Genomic DNA, 6,083 nt, shown 5'->3' with positions numbered 1-6,083 from the left:
CCTTCCTTGAACGACGGCGCGCCGACCGGCTGGATCATGAATTCCTGGAAGTCGATCGGGTTGTCGGCATGCACGCCGCCGTTGACGATGTTCATCATCGGGACCGGCAGGACGTTCGCCTTGGCGCCGCCGACATAACGATAGAGCGGCAGCACGGCGGCTTCGGCAGCGGCCTTGGCCACGGCCAGCGACACGCCGAGAATGGCATTGGCGCCGAGGCGCGACTTGTTCGGGGTGCCGTCGAGGGCGATCATCGCGCGGTCAATGCGGACCTGCTCTTCGGCTTCCATGCCGCAGAGGGCATCGAACAGTTCGCCGTTGACGGCCGCGACGGCCTTCTCGACGCCCTTGCCGAGATAACGCTTCTCGCCATCGCGCAGCTCGCAGGCTTCATGCGCACCGGTGGAGGCGCCCGACGGCACGGCAGCCCGGCCAAACGATCCGTCTTCCAGACGCACGTCCACTTCCACGGTGGGATTGCCGCGGCTGTCCAGAATCTCCCGGCCTTCAATGTCGATAATTGCCGTCATTCATCGCTCCTTCAGGGTAAATCTCGGCCCCGTTTAAGCCCTCGCACCGTCCCCTTCAAGCGGGGACGTATGGGGCAAATTCGACCTCACCAATGGCCTGAGAAATGTCCCCTAAGCCGCGCGAATCCCTGTACAAATGCAATTCACTTCAGACGGCAACTTCGGGGAGAGAAGCGTCATGCAAGCGTCACCGGTGGTCCTCAGCTCCGCCTTGGTCACGATTCTCGCGATCATCGTCTATTACTATATGGGCATCCAGGTCGGACAGATGCGCTCCAAACACGGCGTCAACGCGCCTGCGATGACGGGCCATCCGGAGTTCGAGCGCGCCTTCAGAGTCCAGATGAACACCCTGGAGCATCTTCCCGTTTTCATTCCGCTTTTGTGGCTGGCCACGATCTACTTTTCGATCCTGCCGTGGGCCGCACCGCTGCTCGGTCTAGTGTGGATCGCGGGCCGCATCGTCTACATGGACGGCTATATGAAGGCGGCCGAAAAGCGCGGCCCCGGCTTCGGTATCTGCGCGGTTGCCGAACTGTTGCTGCTCCTTCTTGCCCTGATCGGGATCGTGATGGCCTTCATCACCGTGGTCTGAACCGCCAGCCCAGCAACACCAGCGCCGGCAGCAGGATGAGCGCACCGGCCGGCTCGGGGTCGGAGGCCAGCGGCGGCCCTTCGGCCGGGACCAGATTGAAATAGCCGAAGTCCCAATGCGCCAGGATACCGTACCCGTCCTGGATGCCGACGAAGTCGACAGGATGAAACGCGCCGTCCGGCGACAGGAATGCCATCGCCTCGTCGGACAATTCATATTCCATCGGGGCCAGCGCGGTTGGACCGCCGGCGAACGCGAAGAATGCCGGGAACAGCGGCTGGCCGGCGTTGGAAATCCCGTTCGGATCGTAGCCGACGAACTCGCCCAGCAGATTGCCGTCGATGATCGTGTACGGCTCATCGAGGGTGCAGCAGATGATCGCCCCGTCGTGCCACAAATAGGTCGCGTGGATTCCGGCATTGAAGTCATCAGCTTTCCCGAACCAGTCCCCGATCGGGGTGACCGTGCTGGTCCAGGTGAAGGCGTCGCCCGATAAATCGCGGCCGAGCTGCGTGCCGTAGAAATCCTGGAAGTCGGCGTTGGCCGGACCGGTGCTGGAGCCCGGCGTGTGGCTGACGTCGATGCAATCAATCCCCAGGATGCACGCGTAGGCGTCAAAGGCCCGAGCATCCGCCGGTTGAAGCGTCATCACACCCAAGGCGAACGACAGCGCAAGAAGCGATTTCATAACGTCCCCCATTGGCGCAACCACCGCTACTGTGGTGCGCCGACAGGGTGACGCCTAGTTGTCAAGTGGAATGGATTTTCCGCGGGCGCAACGGCAGGTCAGGGATATTCGCGCGCGATGGCGAGCGGCACGAGGCCGGTCCAGCCGCAGAAGTCGGGCCGCGCCGGCGTGCCGGGGGCGTAGGCATCGGGCGCGTAATTCTCCCAGAACGTGCCGGTCTTCTGATAGACCGCGGCGACCGCATCGAACGCGGCGTGGGCCAGACGCGCGGCCAAGGCATGCTGCCCGACCCGATCGAGACCGCGGATCACCATGTAGGTCGTAGGCGCCCACATGCTGCCGAGCCAATAACCGCCGGCGGGATTGAAGCCGGGCTGATCGGCCGGGAACGCCGCCACCGGCACCTTGCGCCAGAACTGGCTCGGATCGGTGAGATGGGCGAGGACGCGATCAAGCCGGTCGGACGGCACCACGCCCGCGAGCAGCGTCCAGAACATGCCGATGTGCTTGCGGCGGATCTGCCGGCCGTAGCCGAGGTCGTAATAGAAGCCGTCGGCGTCATTCCAGCAGAATTCGTTGATCGCGGCGGCGATGTCGGCGTGGAAGATGCGGAAGCGGATTTGATCCTGCGGACGGCCGATCTGCCCCGCGATGGTGGCGAGGTTGTCGGCGAACAGCGCCATCTGGGCGGTGAAATCGACCGAACGGCCCTGGCGATTCCAGCGCTGGCTGAGACCTTCGATCCTGACGAGTTCGGGATGGAGATTATTGAGGGGAATACCTTTGCCGTCGTCCTGCCATCCGTCGGGATAGCGCGGGATGTTGTCCATGCCCGAGCCGAGCGCGTCGCTGAAGAAGAGATGATCGTCGCCGCGATAGGTGCGGACGAGGAAATCGAAATGGGCGACCAGCTTGGGATAGACCGTCTTCAGCCGCGCGCGATTGTTCGACTGGCCGTAGAGCTCGAGCTCGGCGAAGGCAAACAGCGGCGGATTGATCGAGACGGGGTGGGTCTTCGGCCACATCGCGCGGCCATCAGGCAGATACTCGCGACAGATGAAGCCGTCGGGCTCCTCAAGGCGATAGAAATTGTCGAGCGCGGCGGCGATCGGCAGTTCGTCCTGGTGATACTTCGCGTAGGTCGCGATGAAACAGGTGTCCCATACGAAGATGTTGCCGTTGAAGGCGGCATCGACATAGGGCGTCTTGAAGAACGGCGCGTCCCGGCCGCCGCGGATGTGCTTCTTGGCAATGGCGAGCGCGGCAGCGGCCATCTGGTGGCGCAAATCCGGCACGTCCGCCCACGCCCGCGGCAGCACCGCCGCAGCCGTCAGCGATGTCAGCAAGGCGCGTTTGGTCAGCATGCCGGGCTCCGTATCAGGCCGCGAACGGATTGAATACCGCAACCTCAAGCCCATCGAAATCGGACACGTTGCGCGTCGCCATCGTCAGATTGTGCACTCTGGCCGTTGCGGCTTGCAGTCCATCGACGACCGGCACCGTGCGGCGCGCGCTCATCCGACCCCATTCGTCGGCGATTTCGGCAGTGAGTGGAAGAACACGATCTCCCAGGGACGCACTGAGAGCGACCATCCAGTCTTCCAAAATGCCCGTCCTGTCAGGATCGCGACGCCGGAGCATTTCGGCTCCTTTGCGGATTTCACCGAATACCAGAACGCTGACATAAATTTCGTCCTCTGCGATCTCACGATGCCAACGTGCTACGTTCCGGTTGCAGGACTGCCCTTTGCGCAATTCGGATATGATGTTGGTATCGACGAGATAGCTCACAGATCGATGTCCCGACCGGTGTCCTTACTGCGGGTCAGATCGATGCCCTCCAACGGAGCGCACGACAACAGATCCTTGAGGGTCATGCCGGAATAGATCGAGTTGGGGCGCTTCAGCGCCGCCCGGACTTGATCGGCGCGGGCCGGATCGGACAATGCGCTCGCGACTTCGCGCACGAAGGCGACGTCGACCTTGGGGACGTGCACTTCCACCCGCGTCAGGCCTTTGCGGGCCAGACGGGCGCGATAGTTCTGGATGGCTTTCTTCTGGGCGTCGCTCATGGGTCACCTCTATCCGGTAATATATCCGGAAAGAGGCGTAATTTCAACCCAAGCGCTTTTTGGTGATCGCGTCGATCGCCAGGAGGTCTTCCAGCAGTGCGGGGAAATCTTTCAGTTTCAGCATGTTGGGGCCATCGGAGGGAGCGTGGTCGGGGTCCTGGTGGACTTCCAGGAACACCGCCGCGACGCCGACCGCCACCGCGGCGCGGGCCAGATACGGCACCATGGTGCGGTCGCCGCCAGTGGACGTGCCCTGCCCGCCGGGCTGCTGCACCGAATGGGTGGCGTCGAACACAACCGGCGCGCCGAGGCCGGCCATGATCGGCAGCGCCCGCATATCGCTGACCAGCGTGTTGTAACCGAACGAGGCGCCGCGCTCGGTCGCGAGCACGTTGGGATTGCCGGCGTCGACGATCTTGGCGATGACGTTCTTCATGTCCCACGGCGCCAGGAACTGACCCTTCTTGACGTTGACCACCTTGCCGGTGCGCGCAGCGGCGATCAGCAGATCGGTCTGGCGGCACAGGAAGGCCGGAATCTGCAGCACATCCACCGCCTCGGCGACGGCAGCGCATTGCTCGCGCTCGTGCACGTCGGTGATCACCGGCAGGTCGAGCGTCTCGCGGATGTCGGCAAAAATCGGCAGCGCCCCGTCCAGCCCGAGCCCGCGCGCGGCATTGGCGGAGGTGCGGTTGGCCTTGTCGAAGCTCGACTTGTAGATCAGGCCGACGCCGGCCTTGGCGCACATCTCCTTCAGCGCCGTCGCCATCTCGAAGGCATGAGCGCGGCTTTCGAGCTGGCACGGGCCGGCAATGATCGACAACTTCTTGGCATTGCCGATTTCGACGGAGCCGACGGTGACGACGGCATTGGGGCGGAGAGCAGTGGCGGATGTGGTCATGGGGGGAGTTTTAAGCGGCGAAGGCGGCGGAGGCAAATGGAGCCCCCTTTCCCGCCAAGTGGCGGGACTTCCCCCACGGTCTACGTGCCGGCGAAGAAAATCGTGTGCCCGCGGGGGCAGAAAAGAAGTGTGCCCGCGGGGGCAGAAAAGAAGTGTGCCCGCGGAGGCAGAAAGGGATCACCCGTGGCGGGTGAGCGTGCTGTACATTTCGGGGCGGCGGTCGCGGAAAAGGCCCCAGGCGGCGCGGGATTCGGCGACGGCGTCGAGATCGAAGGCGGCGGTGATGACGCCTTCGGCACTGCGGTTCATCTCGGCGACGAAAGCGCCAGTGCCGTCGGCGATGAACGACGAGCCGTAGAACGTCAGCTCACCGGCCTCGCCCGCTTCGATGCCGACGCGATTGGACGCGATCACCGGCATGGCGTTCGCGGCGGCGTGGCCCTGCATCACGCGGCGCCAGGCATCGCGACTGTCGAGCGGCGGCGCCGGCGGCGGTTCCGATCCGATCGCAGTGGGAAACAGCAGCGCCTCGGCTCCCATCAGCGCCATTGCGCGCGCGGCTTCGGGAAACCACTGGTCCCAGCAGATGGCAGCGCCGAATGTGCCATAACGGGTCTTGAAGACCCGGAAGCCGGTGTCGCCGGGCGTGAAATAGTATTTTTCCTGGTAGCCGGGACCGGCGGGAATGTGGGTCTTGCGATACACGCCGAGGATGCGCCCATCGGCATCGATCATCGCCAGCGAATTGAAATAGGCATGGCCGGCACGTTCGAAGAAGCTCACCGGCAGGACGACTTTCAATTCCTTCGCCAGCGCGCTCATCTCGGCGAGCAGCGGATGGCCTTCCATCGGCGCCGCCAGCTTGAAATGCTCCGGCGACTGGTCCTGGCAGAAATAGGGAGTCGAGAACAGCTCCTGCAGCAGGATCACGTTGGCGCCGAGATCGACGGCTTCGACCACCAGATACTTGGCTTTCTCGATGTTGGCGCGCAAATCCCAGGAACAAGAAAACTGCGTGGCGGCGAAATGGACGGTTCTCATGCCGCCGGTTCTCCCAGGGAAATGCAATGGATTCCACCGCCACCTTGCAACAAATCCAGCACTTCCACCTGCAAAACGTCGCGGCCTGGAAAACAAGCCGCTAACACCGCCTCGGCCTTGTCATCATTGGGGTCGTCGAACGAGGGCATCACGATGCCGCCGTTGGCGAGATAAAAATTGACGTAACTTGTCTGCATGATCCGGCCGCGCCAATCGAAGCGCACGCGACGCGGCTGCGGCAGTTCGATCACTTCCA

General features: G+C 63.3%; 9 protein-coding genes. 1 reads left to right on the top strand and 8 read right to left on the bottom strand.

Translation table 11 applies throughout. The features are described 5' to 3' along the window. Nucleotides 1-530 (bottom strand): phosphopyruvate hydratase family protein (locus AC1P6P_RS09155; RefSeq protein WP_481402135.1); only part of this gene is annotated, 530 nt, incomplete at its 3' end. A gap of 178 nt (nucleotides 531-708) precedes the next feature. Here AC1P6P_RS09155 and AC1P6P_RS09150 point away from each other — a divergent pair. Then, nucleotides 709-1,125: an MAPEG family protein gene (locus AC1P6P_RS09150; RefSeq protein WP_481402134.1), complete on the top strand. Its 417-nt coding sequence runs from the start codon at nucleotides 709-711 to the stop codon at nucleotides 1,123-1,125. Here the strand turns inward: AC1P6P_RS09150 and AC1P6P_RS09145 are convergent. The 7 genes from AC1P6P_RS09145 to AC1P6P_RS09115 all read right to left on the bottom strand — a co-directional run. After that, a complete protein-coding gene (locus AC1P6P_RS09145) occupies nucleotides 1,112-1,813 on the bottom strand; it encodes a hypothetical protein (protein ID WP_481402133.1) in 702 nt (233 codons plus the stop codon). The two genes, AC1P6P_RS09150 and AC1P6P_RS09145, sit on opposite strands and share 14 nt — an antisense overlap. 98 nt (nucleotides 1,814-1,911) lie before the next feature. Further along, nucleotides 1,912-3,177, bottom strand: a complete 1,266-nt coding sequence (locus tag AC1P6P_RS09140; protein WP_481402132.1) for an MGH1-like glycoside hydrolase domain-containing protein — start codon at nucleotides 3,175-3,177, stop codon at nucleotides 1,912-1,914. Between the two features lie 13 nt (nucleotides 3,178-3,190). Continuing rightward, a complete protein-coding gene (locus AC1P6P_RS09135; RefSeq protein ID WP_481402131.1) occupies nucleotides 3,191-3,604 on the bottom strand; it encodes a PIN domain-containing protein in 414 nt (137 codons plus the stop codon). Next, a complete protein-coding gene (locus AC1P6P_RS09130) occupies nucleotides 3,601-3,885 on the bottom strand; it encodes a hypothetical protein (protein ID WP_481402130.1) in 285 nt (94 codons plus the stop codon). Before AC1P6P_RS09130 ends, AC1P6P_RS09135 begins: the two co-directional genes overlap by 4 nt. Nucleotides 3,886-3,928: 43 nt before the next feature. Further along, nucleotides 3,929-4,786: a 3-deoxy-8-phosphooctulonate synthase gene (gene kdsA, locus AC1P6P_RS09125; protein ID WP_481402129.1), complete on the bottom strand. Its 858-nt coding sequence runs from the start codon at nucleotides 4,784-4,786 to the stop codon at nucleotides 3,929-3,931. A gap of 177 nt (nucleotides 4,787-4,963) precedes the next feature. After that, the gene (aguB, locus tag AC1P6P_RS09120; RefSeq protein WP_481402128.1) at nucleotides 4,964-5,827 is read right to left on the bottom strand and encodes an N-carbamoylputrescine amidase; all 864 of its coding nucleotides are present in this window, start codon (nucleotides 5,825-5,827) and stop codon (nucleotides 4,964-4,966) included. Then, a partial coding sequence (locus AC1P6P_RS09115) for an agmatine deiminase family protein (RefSeq protein ID WP_481402127.1) occupies nucleotides 5,824-6,083 on the bottom strand: 260 nt, incomplete at its 5' end. The genes AC1P6P_RS09115 and aguB, both read right to left, overlap by 4 nt.

The organism is Rhizomicrobium sp., assembly GCF_056722145.1.
The sequence above is the reverse complement of the archived record's forward strand: the minus strand, read 5'-3'. Positions and strand labels throughout refer to the sequence as shown.